This is a genomic window from Nevskiales bacterium (assembly GCA_035574475.1).
GTDB lineage: Bacteria > Pseudomonadota > Gammaproteobacteria > Nevskiales > DATLYR01 > DATLYR01.
Window position 1 is genome coordinate 1 of sequence record DATLYR010000040.1, and the last position, 18252, is coordinate 18252.

The window sequence follows — 18252 nt, forward strand, 5'->3', positions numbered from 1 at the left end:
GGCTGCGCCGACGGCATTTGGCATTCCGATCCGCGTGGAACTGGACCCGCGACTGGCCGCGCGCGTCAGCGCCGACATGCCCCTTTTCGTGTACGCACGCGCCGCAGGCGTGCAGGGCGGACCGCCGCTCGCGGTCACGCGCCGCCGTGCCGGCGAGCTGCCGCTCGAGCTCGTGCTCGACGACAGCCACTCCATGCTGCCCGAGCGCAAGCTGTCGAGCGCGCGGCGCTGGACCCTCACGGCGCGTATCGCCCGCCAGGGCAGCGCCGAAACGCGCAGCGGAGACCTGCTAGCGGAGCAGGCCGTGACCCGAGAACAGTTGCGGGAACCCGTGCGTCTGACCATCGATCGCACGGTGCCCTGACGCGCGATCGCCCGTTGCGCAGGGTCAATTCTTGTCAGCGTATATAAAAGGCGCTAGTGTCCGCGCTTGAGCCGCACCCCGGTCAGTTTCCTTATAAAACCCATAACATTTCAGGCAAGATAACCGCATGAGCGAAGCCACCGTTCTGACTTTCCAGCAGCTGCCCTCGGCGCTGCCAGGCTATCTGAAGGCGCTGCGCCGCCGTGGCCGGCTGGCGGAAGGGCAGACCATCCCGCGCATCGAGGCACGGGTCGCCGGGGTGCTGGCCGATCCGGCCAAACTGCGCGATTACCGCAACATCTGCGGCTTCGCCGACTCCGACAAGCTGCCGGTCAGTTTCCCGCAGGTCATGGGCTTTCCGCTGCAGATGGCGGCGCTGACCCATGAAAAATTCCCGCTGCGTCTGCTCGGTCTGGTACACGTCCGCAACCTGATCACCCAGCACCGACCGCTCGACGCACGCGAACCGCTGGATTTTCTCGCCTACGTCGAAGGGCATCGCACGGTGCACAACGGGATCGAATTCGACATCGTGACCGAGGTCCGCGACAGCAGCGGCGCGCTGGTCTGGCGCTCGGTGGCCAGTACGCTCTCGCGCGGCAAGGGCAGCGGCCAGCGACCGAGCAAGCCGTCCGGCACCCCGCACCAGGTCGAGTTCGGGCGCTATGCCAGCTGGGATGTGCCCGAGAACATCGGTCGCCGCTACGGCATGAACTCCGGTGACGTCAACCCCATCCACCTCACTGCGCTCACCGCGCGCCTGTTCGGTTTCAAGCGCGCGATCGCGCACGGCATGTGGACCATGGCCCGCTGCACCGCCGAGCTCGGCGACGAGCTTCCCAAGGGCCCCTGCACGTTGTCGGTCAGCTTCAAGCAGCCGGTATTCCTGCCCAGCTCGGTACTCATGAAGTACGGCCCGGGTGGCGGCGGGATCGAGTTCGCGCTGCTCAGCGAGGACGGCGAAAAGACCCATCTGATCGGACAGGTCGCGCCCACAGCCTAGAGTCACCGCCAATCAGGATTCCCCCCGTGCGCATCAAAAAAGCCGTCTTCCCTGTCGCCGGCCTCGGCACCCGCTTCCTGCCCGCCACCAAGGCGAGCCCCAAGGAAATGCTGCCCGTGGTGGACAAGCCCCTGATCCAGTACGCCGTGATGGAGGCGATCAGCGCCGGTGCCGAGGAGCTGATCTTCGTCACCGGCCGCACCAAAAACGCCATCCTCGACCACTTCGACAAGGCCTACGAGCTGGAAACCGAGCTGGAGCAGCGCGGCAAGACCAAGCTGCTGCAGGTCGTGCGCGAGATCCTGCCGCCGGGCGTGACCTGCATCTACATCCGTCAGGCCGAGGCCCTGGGCCTGGGGCATGCCGTGTCCTGTGCCTGGCCGGCGGTGGGTGACCAGGATTTCTCCGTACTGCTGGCCGATGATCTGATCCACAGCACCCCCAACAGCTGCCTGCAGCAGATGCAGCGCATCTATCAGCAGTACGGCACCAGCGTGATTGCGGTACAGCGCGTGCCGCGCGACGAGGTTTCCAGCTATGGCATCGTCGAGATCGAGCCGCTGGCGCCGGGCATCGGTGAGATCAAGCGCATCGTCGAGAAGCCGCGCCCCGAGGAGGCCCCGTCCAACCTGGCCGTGGTGGGCCGCTACATCCTGACGCCGCGAGTGTTCAAGCTGCTGGAGAGCGTGCCGCGCGGCGCCGGCGGCGAGATCCAGCTGACCGACGCCATCGCGCAGCTGATCCAGGAGCAGTCGGTCATCGCCTATGAATTCGAGGGCACCCGCTACGACTGCGGCAGCAAACTCGGCTATCTCAAAGCGAACGTGAACTTCGCCTTGGAACATCCTGAGCTGAAAGACGAATTCAAGGAATACCTCACGGACCTGGTCGCTGCCTGGCCGGTCCGCGGTTCGCGCCAGGCGCGCAGTTGACAGGTCGGCCGAGGCAGAGGCCGGCTGATCGGGACGGATACCATGAGCACCCAGCCTTTCCAGAAACTCCGCCAGAACTCCCCCCTCTACAGCGGCAACGCGGCCTTCATCGAGGCCTATTACGAGCAGTACTTGGAGAACCCCGACTCGGTCGAGCCGCAGTGGCGCGAGTATTTCCGCAGCCTGAACGGCGGGCGCCAGGACGTGGCGCACAGCGGCATCGTCGCGCGCTTCGAGCAGCTGGCGCGCCAGCCGCGCCAGTCTCTGCCGGCCCCTGCCGGGCTGTCGCCGGAGGCGGCGGAGAAACAGGCCGGCGTGCTGCGACTGATCAACTACTACCGCGTGCGCGGGCACCAGGCCGCCAATCTCGACCCGCTGGGTCTGCAGAAAAAGCCCGCCATCCCCGACCTCGACCCAGCCTTCCATGGCCTCGGTCCGCAGGACATGCAGACGGTGTTCAATACCGGGTCGCTGCAGGCCGGCCCCGACCGCCTGCCGCTGGCCAGGATCATCGAGATCATGCGCAAGGTGTACACCGGCAGCATCGGCGCCGAGTACATGTACATCACCGACACCCGGCAGAAACGCTGGATCCAGAAGCGGCTGGAAGGCAGCTGGGACCAGCCCATGTTGAGCACCGACGAAAAACGTAGCGTGCTGCAGCAACTGACCGCCGCCGAAGGCATCGAGCGCTATCTGCATACGCGTTACGTCGGCCAGAAACGTTTTTCCCTCGAAGGCGCCGACAGCCTGATCCCGGCCGTGGACGAGATCGTGCGCCGCGCCACCCACCACGCGGTGGACGAGGTGGTGATCGGCATGGCCCACCGCGGCCGGCTCAACGTACTGGTCAACATCCTCGGCAAGTCGCCGAAGGAGCTGTTCGACGAGTTCGAGGGCAATTACGACAGCAAGAAGCTGGAGAGTTCGGGCGACGTCAAGTACCACATGGGCTTCTCGACCGACGTCGAGGTCAACGGCCGGCGCACGCATCTGGTGCTGGCCTTCAACCCCTCGCACTTGGAGATCGTCAATCCCGTGGTCGAGGGCTCGGTGCGCGCGCGCCAGGAGCGACGCAACGATACCTCGGGCGAGCTGATTCTGCCGGTGCTGATCCATGGGGACGCCGCTTTCGCCGGGCAGGGCGTGGTGATGGAAACCCTGCAACTGTCACAGTCGAAAGGCTATTCGACCGGCGGCACCATCCACGTCATCGTCAACAACCAGGTGGGCTTCACCACCGACAACCCGATCGAGGCGCAGCCCTGCCAGGAATCACGGACTTCGCTGTATTGCACCGACATCGCCAAGATGCTCGACGCGCCGGTGTTCCACGTGAATGGCGACGATCCGGAGGCGGTGGTGTTCGTCACGCGGCTGGCGGCCGACTATCGCGACACCTTCCACAAAGACGTCATCATTGACCTGGTGACCTACCGCCGCCACGGCCACAACGAGGCCGACGAACCGGCCATCACCCAGCCGCTGATGTACAAGAAAATCAAGGTGCACCCCACCACCCGCGAGTTGTATGCACGCAAGCTGGTAGAAGAGGGGGTGGTTCCGGCCGGTGAGCCGGAGCGCATGATCGAGGAGTATCGCAGGGGCCTGGACCAGGGCAAGAACATCGCCCGCTCCACGCTCGGACTGGTCGGTAACCAGTACACCGTTGACTGGTCGCGCTATCAGCAGGGCAATCTCGACTCACCGGTCAGGACCGCGGTGCCCGCCGGCACTCTGCAAGAGCTGAACCAGCGCCTGCTGACGTTTCCGGACGGCTTCGAGCTGCATCCGCGAGTGGCCGCCATCATGGAAGCGCGCCGCAAGATGGGTCTGGGCGAGATGCCGATGGACTGGGGCTTTGCCGAGATCATGGCCTACGCCACGCTGCTCAGCGAAGGCTATGGCGTGCGTCTGTCCGGCCAGGATTGCGGACGCGGCACCTTCGCGCACCGGCATGCGGTGGTGCACAACCAGAGTGATGGCAGTACGTGGATCGCGTTGGAGCATGTTTCTCCCAAGGCGCGCTTTGCCGTCAACGATTCGCTGCTGTCGGAGGAGGGGGTGCTCGGCTTCGAGTACGGCTACAGCACGGCCGAGCCCAACACGCTGGTGATCTGGGAGGCCCAGTTCGGTGACTTCGCTAACGGGGCCCAGGTGGTGATCGACCAGTTCATCGCCTCCGGCCAGGCCAAGTGGGGCCGATTGTGCGGACTGACGCTATTCTTGCCGCACGGGTACGAAGGACAGGGGCCGGAGCACTCCTCGGCGCGACTCGAGCGCTATCTGCAACTCTGTGCCGAGAACAACATGCAGGTCTGCGTGCCCTCGACACCGGCGCAGATGTTCCACATGCTCCGTCGTCAGATGCTGCGCAGCACACGTGTGCCGCTGGTGGTGATGACGCCCAAGAGCCTGCTGCGGCACAAGCTGTCGGTATCGGTTCTGGCGGACCTGACCGGCGGTCATTTCCGCAAACTCATCGGGGATGACAGCGCGGCCCCGACGGATGCCGTCCAGCGCGTGATTTTCTGCAGTGGCAAGGTGTACTTCGACCTCTATCAGGCGCGCGAGACTCACGGGCTCAAACACGTCGCGATCGTGCGCATCGAGCAGCTGTACCCGTTCCCGGCGGACGAGTATGCGGCGACCCTCGCGCGGTACCCGAACGCACGGGAGATCGTCTGGTGCCAGGAGGAGCCCGAGAACCAGGGCGCCCTGTACCAGATCAAACACCGACTGGAGGAGCCGCTCGAGCCCAGGCACCAGTTCCTGTATGCCTGCCGGCGGCGGGCCGCGTCCACCGCCGTCGGGTATCACAAGGTGCACGTGCAGCAGCAGGAGCAGGTGGTCGAGGCCGCCCTGACCGGTGGGCTGCCGGCCTGAGGATCCCGCTTTTTCGCGTCACACGATAACACCACGGAGCGAACATGAGCATCGAAGTCAAAGTGCCGCAGCTGCCGGAGTCCGTGGCCGAGGCCACCGTCGGCGTCTGGCACAAGAAGCCCGGCGACAAGATTGACCGCGACGAGAACCTGGTCGACCTGGAAACCGACAAGGTCATGCTCGAGGTGCCGGCCATCTCCGACGGGGTACTGGCCCAGGTCCTCAAGCAGGAAGGCGAGACCGTCAAGAGTGGCGACGTGATTGCGCTGATCGAGCAGGGCAGCGCCATGCAGGTCAAGCCCAAGACGCCGGAAGCCGAGACACCGAAACCAGCGGCCAAGACCGATGGCAAGCCGGCACCGACGCCGGGCCCGGCGGCGCGCAAGCTGCTGGCCGAGGCCAACCTGGCGTCGAGTGATGTCGTCGGTAGCGGCAAGGGCGGGCGTGTGACCAAGGGCGATGTCCTCGAACATGCGGCCCGGCCGGCAGCCGCACCGCAAGCACAGCCATCGACGCCGCCGGCGTACACCGCCGGACGCATTGAACAGCGCGTGGCGATGACCCGCATCCGCGCACGCATCGCCGAACGGCTCAAGGAGGCGCAGAACACCGCCGCCATGCTCACCACCTTCAACGAGGTGGACCTGCATGCGGTGGGCGAGCTGCGCAAGCAGTACAAGGACCTGTTCGAGAAGCAGCACGGCGCGCGGCTGGGCTACATGTCCTTCTTCGTCAGGGCCAGCGTCGAGGCGCTCAAGCGCTTCCCGGTGGTCAATGCCTCGATCGACGGCAACGACATCGTCTATCACGGCTATTACGACATCGGCATCGCGGTTTCCAGTCCGCGCGGGCTGGTGGTGCCGATCCTGCGCGATGCCGACCAGCTCGGCATGGCCGAGATCGAGAAGAAGATCGCTGAGTTCGGGCAGAAGGCCAAGGACAACAAGCTGACACTCGAGGAGCTCCAGGGGGGCACCTTCAGCATCACCAACGGCGGCGTATTCGGCTCCATGCTGTCCACGCCGATCCTCAATCCGCCACAGAGCGCCATCCTGGGCATGCATGGCATCACCGAGCGGCCGATGGTGGTGAACGGCGAGATCAAGGTCCGGCCGATGATGTATCTGGCGCTGTCCTACGACCACCGCCTGATTGACGGCCGCGAGGCGGTGCTGTTCCTGCGCACCATCAAGGAAGTGCTGGAGGATCCGGCGCGCCTGCTGCTGCAGGTCTGATGCTGCAGATCGGCCCTTACCCGATCCGACCGGCGCTGGTGCTGGCGCCGATGGCCGGCGTCACCGACCGTCCGTTCCGTCAGCTGTGCCGCCGGCTGGGTGCCGGTCTGGCGGTGTCGGAAATGACCGCCGCCGACCCGCGCCTGTGGCACACCTCGAAGTCGCGGCTGCGCATGGATCACGCCGACGAAGAAGGTCCCATCGCAGTGCAGATCGCCGGCTACGACCCGGAGATGCTGGCCGCGGCCGCGCGCCATAACGTGGCGCAGGGTGCCCAGATCATCGACATCAACATGGGCTGCCCGGCCAAGAAGGTGTGCAAGCGCGAGGCGGGCTCGGCCCTGATGCGGGACGAGGCGCTGGTGGCACGCATCTGCGCAGCCGTAGTGCAGGCCGTGGACGTTCCGGTGACGCTCAAGATCCGCACCGGCTGGGCCCGCGCGCACCGCAACGGCCCGTGCGTGGCGCGCATTGCCCAGGACTGCGGTATCCGCGCCCTGGCGGTGCATGGCCGTACGCGCGAGGACCTCTTCCAGGGCGAAGCAGAGTACGACACCATCGCCGCGATCAAGCAGGCCGTATCCATCCCGGTGCTCGCCAATGGCGACATCAACACACCGGAAAAGGCGCGCCAGGTGCTCGACCGCACCGGCGCCGACGGCCTCATGATCGGGCGCGGCGCGCTCGGCCGGCCGTGGATCTTCCGCGAGATCGCGCATTACCTGGCGCAGGGCACGCACCTGCCACCGCCCGATTCTGCCGAGATCGGTGCCACGCTGCTGCAGCATCTGGATGCGCTGCACCGCTTCTACGGCGAAGACCGCGGCCTGCGCGTGGCGCGCAAGCATATCCAGTGGTTCTGTCGCGACCTGCCGGGGCTGGATGCCTTCTGGGCCGAGGTGCGGCAGGTGGATTCGGCGGCACGACAGCGGCAGCAGGTGGCGGCGTTCTTCGCGCGCGAGGCGGAACGCCTGCCGGTGGCCGCCTGACCCCGGTCGGGCTGCGCTGATAAACTTGTGACCCGGCATGGAAGGCCCTGTACCCTGCCACGGCACGCTCTGGAAATACGCACATGGACAAGACCTACGATGTGGTTGTGATCGGCGGCGGCCCGGCCGGCTATGTGGCGGCCATCCGCTGCGCCCAGCTCGGCATGAAGACCGCCTGCATCGATGCCTGGCTCAACCGTGACGGCCAGCCGGCCTTCGGCGGCACCTGCTTGAATGCCGGCTGCATCCCCTCCAAGGCGATGCTGGAATCCTCCGAGGTTTATCACCGCGCCCGGCACGAGTTCGCACGCCACGGCGTGCTGCTCAAGGACCTGGCGCTGGACCTCGCCCAGATGCAGAAGCGCCGCGCCGAGATCGTCAGCGGTTCGACCAGCGGCATCGTTACCCTGTTCAAGGGCTATGGCGTGGATGGGTACTACGGCCGCGGCACGATCACCGCACCCGGCACGGTCAAGCTGGCGCCCAGCGACGGCAAGGGCGCAGAGCAGGTCTTCAAGGCGGGCAAGATCATCATCGCGAGCGGTTCGGAGCCGGTCGAGCTGCCGATGGCGAAATTCGACGGCGAGCGCATCGTGGATTCCTGGGGCGCGCTCGAATTCGACGAGGTGCCCAAGCGGCTCGGCGTGATCGGCGCCGGCGTGATCGGCGTCGAGCTGGGCAGTGTGTGGTCGCGGCTGGGCGCCGAGGTCGTCATCCTGGAGGCCATGGACCAGTTCCTGTGGATGGCCGACCAGCAGATCGCCAAGGAGGGCCTGCGCCAGTTCAAGAAGCAGGGCCTGGACATCCGCCTAGGCTGCAAGCTGCAGTCGGCCAAGGCCGGCAAGAGCAAGGTCAAGGTCGAATACAGCGCCGGCGACAAGACCGAAACGCTGGAGTTCGACAAGCTCATCGTCGCCGTCGGCCGTCGCCCGTACACCCGGGATCTGTTCGCGCCGGAACTCGGCATCCAGCTCAACGAGCGCGGTTTCATCGCCGTCGATGCGCATTACCAGACCAGTGTCCCGGGTATCTACGCCATCGGCGACGTGATCGGCGGCCTGATGCTGGCGCACAAGGGCTCGGAGGAGGGTGTGGTGCTGGCCGAGCAGCTGGCCGGCCAGAAGGCGCATGTGAACTACAACGCGGTGCCCTCGGTCATCTACACCAGCCCCGAGATCGCCTGGGTGGGCAAGACCGAAGAAGAGCTGAAGAAGGGCGGGATCGAGTATCGCGTCGGCACTTTCCCCTTCGGCGCCAATGGTCGTGCCAAGGCGCTGGAGCAGGCGCACGGCCTGGTCAAGATCATCGCCGATGCGAAAACGGACCGCATCCTCGGCGTACACATGATCGGCCCTTACGTGTCCGAGCTGATCGCCGAGATGGTGCTGGCCATGGAATACGACGCCAGCAGCGAAGACATCGCACGCACCATGCATGCGCACCCGAGCCTCGCCGAGGTGGTGCACGAGGCCGCGCTGGCGGTGGATGGCCGGCCCATCCACTTCGTCGCTCGGCGGCGCTAGGCGGGCGCTCAGAGTGACGCGCATCCTGGGCATCGATCCCGGCTCGCTCGTCATGGGCTATGCGGTCATCGATCAGGCCCACGGGCAGTTGCACTACGTGGCCAGCGGCTGCCTGCGGCTGCCCGCCGGACCCCTGGCGCAGCGGCTGCGCGACATCTACGAAGGCATCAGCCAGCTGATTCGCACCCATCAACCCACGGAGGTCGTCGTGGAGGAAGTGTTCGTCAGCCAGAACGTGGCCAGTGCGATCAAGCTCGGACAGGCGCGCGGCGCGGCGATCTGCGCCGCCGCCACCGCCGGCCTGCCAGTGCACGAATACACGCCCGCGGTCATCAAGCAGTCGCTGGTCGGCCACGGCCGCGCCGACAAGCGCCAGGTCCAGCATATGGTCAAGGTCCTGCTCGGGCTGCAGGGGGAATTGCAGCCGGACGCCGCGGATGCGCTGGCGGTAGCCATTTGTCACGCGCACAGCCAGGGACGGTGTGCGGCGGCCGTGCTTCCCTTCCGCCGGGGGCGCCGGTGATCGGCCAGCTGCAGGGCGTGCTGCTGCACAAGCAGCCGCCGAGCCTGCTGCTGGACGTGCAGGGTGTCGGCTACGAGCTGGACGCACCGATGTCCACCTTCTACGCCTTGCCGGCGGTGGGGCAGGGCGTCACCCTGCACACCCATCTTGCCGTGCGCGAGGATGCGCAGCAGCTCTATGGCTTTGCCACGCTCGAGGAGAAGCAGCTGTTCCGCGACCTGATCCGGGTCAGCGGCATCGGCGGCAAGCTGGCGCTGGCCATTCTCTCGGGCATTTCGGTCAAGGACTTCATCGCCACGGTGCAGCGCGGCGATGCGCAGCTCCTGACCCAGCTGCCCGGCATCGGCAAGAAGACGGCCGAGCGCTTGGTGCTCGAGCTGCGCGACCGCATTGGCAAGACCTTCGGCAGCCTGCCCGAACTGCCGGCCGTCGCGGGCGCCGATCGCGGCGCTATGGCCGATGCCTATGGCGCACTGCTCGCGCTGGGGTATAAGGAAGCCGAGGCTGCGCGCATGCTCAAGGCCGCGGGCAAGCCCGGCCTGAACAGCGAAGAACTGATCCGGCTCGCCCTGCAGAACGCGCTGAAGTAAAGCCATGCCGCCGATCGAGGAAAGCCGGCTGATCAGCCCCGCCAAGGCCGGGGAAGACGAGGTCATCGACCGCGCCATCCGCCCGCGCCGCCTGGCGGAATACATCGGCCAGACGCCCGTGCGCGAACAGATGGAGATCTTCATCGGCGCCGCGCGCAACCGCGGCGAGGCGCTGGACCATGTGCTGATCTACGGTCCGCCGGGTCTCGGCAAGACCACGCTGGCGCACATCATCGCGCACGAAATGGGCGTCAACCTGCGGCAGACCTCCGGCCCGGTGCTGGAGCGGCCCGGCGACCTGGCCGCCCTGCTGACCAACCTCGAGCCCCGCGACGTGCTGTTCGTGGACGAGATCCACCGCTTGAGCCCGATCGTCGAGGAGGTCCTGTATCCGGCGATGGAGGACTACCAGCTCGACATCATGATCGGCGAGGGGCCGGCAGCGCGCTCGATCAAACTCGATTTGCCGCCATTCACCCTGGTTGGCGCCACCACCCGCGCCGGCGCTCTGACCAGCCCGCTGCGCGACCGCTTCGGCATCGTGCAGCGCCTGGAGTACTACGCGACCGACGAGATCGGTGCGATCATCGAGCGCTCGGCCCGCATCATGAACCTGCCGATCGACGCCGAGGGGCGGCATGAAATCGCGCGTCGCTCACGCGGTACCCCCCGCATCGCCAACCGCCTGCTGCGGCGCGTGCGCGACTACGCACAGGTCAAGGCAGACGGCCGTGTCAGCGGAGCGATCGCCAGTAAGGCCATGGACGTGCTGGACGTGGATCTGCACGGCTTCGACGTGATGGACCGCAAGCTGCTGCTGGCGCTGATCGAGAAATTCGGCGGCGGCCCGACCGGCATCGAAAGCCTGGCGGCCGCGATCGGCGAGGCGCGCGACACCATCGAGGACGTGCTGGAGCCCTATCTGATCCAGCAGGGTTTCATGATGCGCACGCCGCGCGGCCGCGTGGCCACCGCGCAGGCCTACCGGCACTTCGGGCTGCGCGCGCCGTCCACGGCCGCCGGCATGACGGGCCTGTTCGAAGGTGACGGCGGCTGAACATGCAATACCCGGTTCGCGTCTACTACGAGGACACCGACGCCTCGGGCGTGGCCTACCACGCCAACTACCTGCGCTGGTTCGAGCGCGCACGCACGGAATGGCTGCGTGGCCTCGGCTTCGGGCAGGAGCGGTTGCTGCGTGAGGCGGGCATCGGCTTCACCGTCGCCTCCCTGAGCGTGCGCTACCTGCGCCCCGCGCGCCTGGACGATGAACTTATCGTCCGCACACAGGTCCTTGCCGTGGGCAAGGCCAGCATCCGCTTCGAGCAACACATACACTATGCCGGCGCAGAACCGGGCGCGGCTCTGGCCATGGCATCGGTGCGGGTGGGATGTGTGGGCGTTGGCGACTTCCGCCCGCGGCGGATGCCGGACGCCATTGAACAGGCACTCATGAAGGAACTCGGGCATGTCGGCTGATCTTTCCCTCGTGCACCTCGTCGCGCAGGCCAGCCTGCTGGTCAAGGGTGTCATGCTGGTGCTGCTGCTGGCCTCGGTCGCTTCCTGGTACATCATCGTGCTGAAGCGCGACCTGCTGCGGCATACACGCACGGACGCCGACTGGTTCGAGGGGCAGTTCTGGTCGGGCGGTAATCTGGCCTCTGTCTACCAGGCGGTGGTCAACCGCGAGAACAGCGATGCCGGCCTGCAGGGCCTGTTCCGCGCCGGCTTCGATGAGCTGAGCCGACAACGCCAGCAGCGTATCGCGAATCCCGACGATGTGCTGGCGTCGGTGCAACGCGCCATGCGCGCCTCGCTGGTGCGCGAAGTGGACCGTCTGGAAGCGGGGTTGGCGGCGTTGGCGACGATTGGTTCCACCAGCCCCTATATCGGCCTGTTCGGCACCGTGTGGGGCATCATGAATGCCTTCATCGGGCTCGGAAACGTTCAGCAGGCTACTCTGTCGATGGTTGCGCCCGGCATCGCCGAGGCACTGATCGCCACTGCCATGGGTCTGTTCGCCGCCATTCCCGCTGTGATCGCCTACAACGCCTTCACCAACCAGGTGGATCGGTTGGAGAGCCGCTACCAGGCCTTCATGGAAGAGTTTGCCGGTATCGTCATGCGTGGTATTGCGCGTGACCGTGCCGCAGGAGCGGGCTGATGGACGTCCGCCGCAAGCGCAGGCTCGCGTCCGACATCAACGTCGTGCCCTATATCGATGTGATGCTGGTGCTGGTCGTCATTTTCATGGCCACGGCGACGATCGCGCTCGGCGTCCAGGTGGACCTGCCGGAAGCGCCGGCCCAGCCGCTGGATACTACCGAGCAGGAAGAACCCATCCAGCTCACCGTGCGGCGCGACGGCGCGTTGCTGCTGAATCTGGGTGAAGCGCCGGAGCAACCGGTCAGCGCCGAGGAGGTGAAACGGATCGTCTCGATCGCGCTCAGGCACAAGCCGCAGCGTCGGGTCGTGGTCAGCGGTGACCGCAGCGCCGACTACGGCATGATCATGAACGCCATGGTGCTGCTGCAGGAGGCCGGTGCCCAGAAGGTGGGACTGCAGAGCCGTCCGCCCGAGCGCTGAACGGCAGGGGGGCGTCATTGGCTTCCGGACAGGACAATCGCGCCAAGGCGATCACGTTCGCGGTGCTGCTGCACGTGGTGCTGGCCGCGATCCTGGTTCTCGGGATCGAGTTCAGTGACTACCGCCCGCTGTCCGGACCGAAGGTGGAAATCGTCGAAGCCGAGATCATCCCTGCGCCCTCCAAGCCGCGTATCGACCCGGAAGCCGAGCGGCGCAAACGTGAAGCTGAAGAGCGCCAGCGGCGCGAAGCGCAGGAAGCCGAACGCCGCCGGCAGGCCGAGGCACGCGAGCAGCAGCAACAGGCCGATGCGCAGCGCAAACAGGCTGCGCTGGAGGCGCAGAAGAAAGCGGAAGCCGCGCGCCAGAAGGCGGAACAGGAGGCCCGGAAAAAAGCCGAGCAGGAAGCGCGCACAAAGGCCGAACAAGCGGCCCGCGCCAAGGCCCAGGCCGAGGCAGAGGCGCGGCAGAAAGCCGAGGCGGAGGCGCGTGCCCGAGCCGAGGCCGAAGCCCGGCGCAAGGCGGAGGCTGAACAGCAGGCGCGCGAGAAGGCCCTACAGGAAGCCCTCGCCCAGGAGCAGCGTGAGCGGGAACTCAATCCGCTGCGTGATGCCTACAGTGCGGCCATCAGCCAGCAGATCGCCCGCAACTGGCTCAAGCCGCCGGGCATCTCGGATGATTTAAAATGCGAGGCTCTGGTCGTTCAGCTTCCCGATGGAAGCGTCGCCAGCGCACGGATCAGCAAAAGCAGCGGCAACGCAGCGTTTGACGAGTCCGTCATCAAGGCCATATACAAGGCGGCGCCATTGCCGCAGCCGCCGATTCCCGAGGTGTTCGAGCGCGAACTCGAGATCGCGTTTTGCTCGACCGGTAACGTGTGCTGAACAAGGACCTTTACATGAAGAACAGATTTCTGCTGGTCGTCGCCTTCCTGCTGCTGTCACCTGCTGCCGGCATGTCCGCGCTGCGCGTCGAAGTGACATCCGGCGTGTCGGGCGCCGTCCCGATCGCGATCGTGCCGTTCGAGGGTGCGCAGGGGTTGCCGGTGGACATCGCCGCCGTGATCGAGCAGGACTTGGGTAACACCGGCCAGTTCAGGATACTGCAGCGTGGCGAGATGCTCGAACGTCCGGCGAGTTCACAGTTGGTCAAGTACGAGAACTGGCGCTCGGTCAAGGTCGACAACGTGGTGGTCGGCAGCCTGCAGGGCCTGGCCGATGGCGGCCTCAAGATCCGGTTCGAGGTGCTGGACGTTTACAAAGGCGCCAAGCTCGCCGGCTACGAGGTCACCTCCAGGGACGGCGCGCTGGCCCTGCGCTACACCGCGCACAAGATCGCCGACCTGATCTACGAGAAGCTCACCGGCCTGCCGGGCTATTTCACCTCACGCATCGCCTACGTCACCACGAGCGGCAGTGGCTGGAAGACGAAGTACGAGCTGTGGGTGGCCGATTACGACGGCTTTAACGAACGCAGCATCGCGCGGGCCGACGACGTGATCATGTCGCCGAGCTGGTCGCCGGATGGACGCAAGCTGGCCTACGTCGCCTTCCGCGACGGCCGTAACGAGATCTACGTGCATGAACTGGCGACCGGCCAGGCTACCCGAATCTCGTCGCGACCGGGCATCAACGGCGCGCCGGCCTGGTCGCCGGACGGCCGCAAGCTGGCCATGACGTTGTCGTATGCCGGTTCGCCGGACATTTATGTCTATGACCTGCAGACCGGTCAGCAGCAACGCATCACGGAAAGCCGCGCCATCGACACCGAGCCGAACTGGGCGCCGGACGGCAGGAGTCTGGTATTTACCTCCGATCGGGGCGGCCGCCCGCAGCTGTACCGCGTGTCCGCCGGTGGCGGTAATGCCGAGCGGCTGACGTTCGAGGGCAAGAGCAACCAGCGCGGTGTCTTCTCACCGGATGGCAAGCGACTGGCTATGGTGCATGAAAGCGAGAAGGGTTACCGTATAGCGGTTTTGGACCTGGCCAGCGGCAGACTGTCGGTGCTGAGCGATGGCCCGCTCGATGAAAGCCCGGGCTTCGCGCCGAACGGCCAGGCAATCATCTACGCCAGGGCTACGAGCGCGGGTGCCGAGCTGGCCACGATTTCAGTGGACGGGCGCGTGCAGCGGCGCCTGTCGCAACCCGGTACGGTGCGAGAGCCTGCCTGGTCACCGGCCGGCAGGTGAATCCCGGCCTTATTGGATGCCATTGACTGCCATGGGAGTTGAACGATGAAAATGCTTGATTCACGCCGACTGTTTGCGCTGGTTGCCCTCGGATGGCTGGTACTGGCTGCCTCGGGCTGCAGTACCACCACGGCCGAGGACGGCGGGGAAACGGGGGAAACCGTGGAGAGCGGCGAGGGTGGCGGCCTGGGCACCGAGGGGCTGGAGGACCGCAGCCTGGTCGGCATTGCACCGGACGAACGCGCGGCCTTCAACGATCCCAACAATCCGCTGAGCGTACGGGTGTTCTACTTCGACTTCGACAGCGATCTGGTCAAGCCGGAGTACGATCGCGCCCTGCAGGCGCATGCCGACTACATCAAGAAGGCGAAGACCCGCCTCACCATCCGCCTGGAGGGTCATGCGGACGAACGTGGCTCGCGCGAGTACAACATCGGCCTGGGCGAGCGCCGCGGCAACGCGATCAAGCGCATTCTGCAGGTCAAGGGCGTGCCTGGTGACCAGCTGGCGGTGCTGAGTTACGGCGAGGAACGCCCGGCGGATCCCGGCCATAGCGAGGACGCATGGTCCAAGAACCGCCGCGTGGAGCTGATCTATCCCCGCCAGTAGCGGGACGGGCGTGAAGAGGCGGTAAAGCGGCATGCGGCGTGTTGCAGGGTTGTTGCTGATTTCCGCCGCCCTGTGGTCAGCGGGTGCAACTGCGGCCTCCGGCTCGGTGGAGATGCGCCTGCGCGCGCTCGAATCACGGCTGCCCGATGCAGACCGGCTGGCGGCGCTGGAAAAGGCCGTGAACAGCCAGGGAGCCGGGGTGCTGGCCGCCGAGATGGAGCAGCTCAAAGCCGAGATCCGGGAATTGCGCGGACAGATCGAGCAACTCGCGCACCAGGTCCAAAAGCAACAGGAAGGGCAGCGCCAGCTGTACGGCGATCTGGACCGTCGTCTCCAGGCTCTGGAGGCGAGGGCGGCGGCACCCGTGGTGCTGCCGCCGGCACCACCGGCTTCAGCACCCGCAGCAGCCGGCGAGGCGGCGGCCGCTGGCCCGGCTGACGCGCCAGCACCACCGCCGGCGTCGCCGCTCGCCGCGACGGAGCAGAGCGAGTATCTGGCGGCGTTCGAGCTGCTGCAGCAGGGGCGGACCGTGGAAGCGATCCCGGCGCTGCAGGCCTTCCTGGCCAAGTATCCCAACGGGGCCTATACCGCGAACGCGCTGTACTGGCTGGCTGAAGCGCATTACGTCAGCAAGAACTACCCGCAGGCACTGGCGGAGTTCCAGAAGCTGGTTGACCAGCACCCCGGCAGCAACAAATTTTCGGGTGCGCTGCTCAAGATCGGCTATATCCACTACGAAATGCGCAACTACACCGAAGCCCGCGCAGTGCTCGAACGGGTGAAGTCGAGTTTCCCGGGCTCCAACGTCGGGGCACTGGCCACCGAGCGGCTGGAACGGATGCGCAAGGAAGGAGTTTGACCGCCTGCCTCCAGGCGCGACCGATGCCTTCGCCCGCCGCCACAGAGCATAACCCGGCAGCGGCCGCTGTCGAGGCGTCCGCGCGCCTGCGTATCACCGAGATCTTTCATTCCCTGCAGGGCGAGGCGCGGAGCGCCGGCCTGCCGACGGTATTCATCCGGCTGACGGGATGCCCGCTGCGCTGCGGCTATTGCGACACCGAGTATGCCTTCACGGGCGGGGAGTGGATGACGATCGGGCAGATCCTCGACCGCGTCCGAGGCTACTCAACGCGTCACATCTGCGTAACCGGCGGCGAGCCGCTGGCGCAGAAAAACTGCCTGCCGCTGCTGCGCAGGCTCTGCGAGGAGGGCTACGAGGTCTCGCTGGAAACGAGCGGCGCACTGGATATCGGCGCGGTGGATCCGCGGGTGGCACGCGTCGTGGACCTCAAGACGCCGGGTTCCGGCGAGTCGGCACGCAACCGGCTCGAAAACCTGGCGCTGCTTACGCCGCACGACCAGCTCAAGTTCGTCCTGACCGGCCGTGAGGACTACGAGTGGGCATGCCATATGCTGCGCCAGCATCGCCTGCCCGAGCGCTGCGAGGTGCTGTTCTCACCGGCCTACGGCGCGCTGAGCCCCACACAGTTGGCCGAATGGATACTGGCCGACCGGCTGCCTGTGCGCCTCCAGATCCAGCTGCACAAGCTGCTCTGGGGCGAGCGCCGCGGGGTATGAGCGTGTCGGACGCGGTCGTGTTGCTGTCCGGCGGCCTGGACTCCGCCACCGTTCTCGCCATCGCCCGCAGCGAGGGCTTCCGCTGCCATGCGCTGAGCGTGTCCTATGGCCAGCGTCATGCGGCCGAGCTGCGGGCGGCTGCGCACGTGGCCAAGGCCCTGCAGGCGGCCGAGCATCGCGAGATCCGTGTCGACCTGGGCCTGATCGGCGGCTCGGCGCTCACCGACGCCGGCATAGCCGTTCCCGAGTCGCCGACGACCGGCGTGCCGGTGACCTATGTACCCGCACGCAACACCGTGCTGCTGGCCTTGGCGCTGGCCTGGGCCGAGGTGCTGCCGGCGCGCGACATCTTCATCGGCGTTAATGCGGTGGATTATTCCGGCTATCCCGACTGCCGGCCGGACTTCATCGCAACCTTCGAGCGGCTGGCCACGCTCGCCACCCGTGCCGGCGCAGAGCAGGGCGCACGTTTTCGCATCCATACGCCACTCATGAGGCTCGGCAAGGCCGAGATCATACGCCGCGGGCTGGCGCTGGGGCTCGATTACGGGCTCACCGTTTCCTGTTACCAGGCGGATGATGCCGGCCGGGCCTGCGGGCGCTGCGATGCCTGTCGCCTGCGCGCAAGGGGCTTCGCGCAAGTCGGGGTCAGCGACCCCACGCGCTACCGCTGACTGACGTCGACAGGCTGGTGGGCCGTGCAGGAGTCGAACCTGCGACCAACTGGTTAAAAGCCAGCTGCTCTACCGGCTGAGCTAACGGCCCGCCGAAGGACGTTTCGCGTCAAGTCATCGGACGCTGCAATGTTCGCCTGCGAAGCAGGCGGCATGATACAAGACTGCCGTCAAACCACAAGCTTGAAGACAAAGTGAAAAGGCGAGGCGGCATACACCGCCTCGCCCTTCATTCCTGACCGCCCGACATTATGTCGGGCAGCAAGACTTACTGCGCGGGAGCAGCTTCCGGAGCCGGAGCAGCCTCGCCCTCGGCCGGCGCGGCCTCGGCGGGAGCGGCTTCAGCCGGTGCGGCCTCGGCAGGAGCGGCTTCAGCCGGTGCAGCCTCGGCGGGAGCGGCTTCAGGCGCGGGGGCGGCCTCGGCGGCCGGAGCTTCGGCCGGAGCCTCGGACTTCTGGCAGGCGACCAGCGCGCTGCCGGCAACGGCGATGCCCAGAACCAACATCAGACGGGAAACCAGGGTCATGGTCAGACTCTCCTTGAACGATCGTAAGTTAGGCCTATTTTTAGTTTCT

Annotated in this window: 20 protein-coding genes and 1 tRNA gene; 19 read left to right on the forward strand and 2 right to left on the reverse strand. The window is 66.4% G+C overall.

Annotated features, from left to right (window positions below; all coding sequences use genetic code 11):
• From VNJ47_02435 to queC, 19 genes are all read left to right on the forward strand, one after another.
• The coding region (locus tag VNJ47_02435) for a c-type cytochrome biogenesis protein CcmI (GenBank protein ID HXG27691.1) at positions 1–364 on the forward strand (364 nt) is incomplete at its 5' end.
• 127 nt (positions 365–491) lie between these two features.
• Positions 492–1367 carry a MaoC/PaaZ C-terminal domain-containing protein gene (locus tag VNJ47_02440; GenBank protein ID HXG27692.1) on the forward strand — a complete coding sequence of 292 codons (876 nt, stop codon included), beginning with the start codon at positions 492–494 and terminating at the stop codon, positions 1365–1367.
• A 26-nt stretch (positions 1368–1393) separates the two neighbouring features.
• Complete coding sequence (gene galU / locus VNJ47_02445) at positions 1394–2299, forward strand: UTP--glucose-1-phosphate uridylyltransferase GalU (GenBank protein HXG27693.1); 906 nt, start codon at positions 1394–1396, stop codon at positions 2297–2299.
• A 42-nt stretch (positions 2300–2341) separates the two neighbouring features.
• Entirely contained in the window at positions 2342–5185 is a 2844-nt protein-coding gene (locus VNJ47_02450; GenBank protein ID HXG27694.1) for a 2-oxoglutarate dehydrogenase E1 component, read from the forward strand.
• Between the two features lie 44 nt (positions 5186–5229).
• The gene (odhB, locus tag VNJ47_02455) at positions 5230–6420 is read left to right on the forward strand and encodes a 2-oxoglutarate dehydrogenase complex dihydrolipoyllysine-residue succinyltransferase (protein ID HXG27695.1); all 1191 of its coding nucleotides are present in this window, start codon (positions 5230–5232) and stop codon (positions 6418–6420) included.
• Complete coding sequence (gene dusB, locus VNJ47_02460; GenBank protein HXG27696.1) at positions 6420–7409, forward strand: tRNA dihydrouridine synthase DusB; 990 nt, start codon at positions 6420–6422, stop codon at positions 7407–7409. Before odhB ends, dusB begins: the two co-directional genes overlap by 1 nt.
• Positions 7410–7492: 83 nt before the next feature.
• On the forward strand, positions 7493–8932 hold the full coding sequence (gene lpdA / locus VNJ47_02465) for a dihydrolipoyl dehydrogenase (GenBank protein ID HXG27697.1): 1440 nt from the start codon (positions 7493–7495) through the stop codon (positions 8930–8932).
• A gap of 13 nt (positions 8933–8945) precedes the next feature.
• A complete protein-coding gene (ruvC, locus tag VNJ47_02470; protein ID HXG27698.1) occupies positions 8946–9455 on the forward strand; it encodes a crossover junction endodeoxyribonuclease RuvC in 510 nt (169 codons plus the stop codon).
• Positions 9452–10045, forward strand: coding sequence for a Holliday junction branch migration protein RuvA (gene ruvA, locus VNJ47_02475; protein ID HXG27699.1), 594 nt, complete (start codon positions 9452–9454; stop codon positions 10043–10045). Before ruvC ends, ruvA begins: the two co-directional genes overlap by 4 nt.
• Positions 10046–10049: 4 nt before the next feature.
• Positions 10050–11102, forward strand: a complete 1053-nt coding sequence (gene ruvB / locus VNJ47_02480; protein ID HXG27700.1) for a Holliday junction branch migration DNA helicase RuvB — start codon at positions 10050–10052, stop codon at positions 11100–11102.
• A gap of 2 nt (positions 11103–11104) precedes the next feature.
• The gene (gene ybgC, locus VNJ47_02485) at positions 11105–11524 is read left to right on the forward strand and encodes a tol-pal system-associated acyl-CoA thioesterase (GenBank protein ID HXG27701.1); all 420 of its coding nucleotides are present in this window, start codon (positions 11105–11107) and stop codon (positions 11522–11524) included.
• Positions 11514–12209 carry a protein TolQ gene (tolQ, locus tag VNJ47_02490; protein ID HXG27702.1) on the forward strand — a complete coding sequence of 232 codons (696 nt, stop codon included), beginning with the start codon at positions 11514–11516 and terminating at the stop codon, positions 12207–12209. The genes ybgC and tolQ overlap by 11 nt, the downstream gene beginning before the upstream one ends.
• Positions 12209–12631, forward strand: coding sequence for an ExbD/TolR family protein (locus VNJ47_02495; protein ID HXG27703.1), 423 nt, complete (start codon positions 12209–12211; stop codon positions 12629–12631). The genes tolQ and VNJ47_02495 overlap by 1 nt, the downstream gene beginning before the upstream one ends.
• Before the next feature lie 17 nt (positions 12632–12648).
• Positions 12649–13512, forward strand: a complete 864-nt coding sequence (gene tolA, locus VNJ47_02500) for a cell envelope integrity protein TolA (GenBank protein ID HXG27704.1) — start codon at positions 12649–12651, stop codon at positions 13510–13512.
• Between the two features lie 14 nt (positions 13513–13526).
• The gene (tolB, locus tag VNJ47_02505) at positions 13527–14816 is read left to right on the forward strand and encodes a Tol-Pal system beta propeller repeat protein TolB (GenBank protein ID HXG27705.1); all 1290 of its coding nucleotides are present in this window, start codon (positions 13527–13529) and stop codon (positions 14814–14816) included.
• 45 nt (positions 14817–14861) lie between these two features.
• Positions 14862–15425 (forward strand): peptidoglycan-associated lipoprotein Pal, encoded by a 564-nt coding sequence (gene pal, locus VNJ47_02510; GenBank protein ID HXG27706.1) that lies wholly within the window; start codon positions 14862–14864, stop codon positions 15423–15425.
• A gap of 31 nt (positions 15426–15456) precedes the next feature.
• Positions 15457–16284, forward strand: coding sequence for a tol-pal system protein YbgF (ybgF, locus tag VNJ47_02515; GenBank protein HXG27707.1), 828 nt, complete (start codon positions 15457–15459; stop codon positions 16282–16284).
• A 23-nt stretch (positions 16285–16307) separates the two neighbouring features.
• Positions 16308–17003, forward strand: coding sequence for a 7-carboxy-7-deazaguanine synthase QueE (queE, locus tag VNJ47_02520; GenBank protein HXG27708.1), 696 nt, complete (start codon positions 16308–16310; stop codon positions 17001–17003).
• Complete coding sequence (queC, locus tag VNJ47_02525; GenBank protein HXG27709.1) at positions 17000–17677, forward strand: 7-cyano-7-deazaguanine synthase QueC; 678 nt, start codon at positions 17000–17002, stop codon at positions 17675–17677. Before queE ends, queC begins: the two co-directional genes overlap by 4 nt.
• Before the next feature lie 15 nt (positions 17678–17692).
• On the opposite strand, the gene VNJ47_02530 is transcribed toward queC, so the two are convergent.
• Together VNJ47_02530 and VNJ47_02535 are read right to left on the reverse strand one after the other, a co-directional pair.
• A tRNA-Lys gene (locus VNJ47_02530) sits at positions 17693–17768 on the reverse strand.
• 177 nt (positions 17769–17945) lie between these two features.
• Positions 17946–18203 carry a hypothetical protein gene (locus tag VNJ47_02535; protein HXG27710.1) on the reverse strand — a complete coding sequence of 86 codons (258 nt, stop codon included), beginning with the start codon at positions 18201–18203 and terminating at the stop codon, positions 17946–17948.
• Between the last annotated feature and the right edge of the window lie 49 nt (positions 18204–18252).